Annotated in this window: 1 pseudogene; it reads left to right on the top strand. The window is 50.2% G+C overall.

The features are described from left to right. Window positions 1-261: pseudogene (locus JUJ53_RS19800) on the top strand (hypothetical protein); the annotation flags it as partial.

Raw genomic sequence — 261 nt, 5'->3', positions numbered from 1 at the left:
GGTCGTGTGCGGCTCTCGCTGTACTACGATGCAAACAACAACGGCAGTGCTGACTTCTCCGAACGCATTACGTCCTCAGATGGCAGTTCTAGCCTCGCTCCCTTCTCGATTAATCAGACCCTCGGTGCAGGCACCTATTTTGTCACTGTTGAAGCGTTTACCAACAACAACACGGCTTATAACCTCAATCTGGGCAGTACTGCAGTAACTGGTATCCAACCTACCACTGATCCCGGTGATGACTTTACGACTGCATTCAAT

Source organism: Leptolyngbya sp. CCY15150, from assembly GCF_016888135.1.
In the GTDB taxonomy this organism is placed as follows: domain Bacteria; phylum Cyanobacteriota; class Cyanobacteriia; order RECH01; family RECH01; genus RECH01.
Note: the sequence above shows the minus strand (reverse complement) of the source record. Positions and strands in the feature narration are given on the sequence as shown.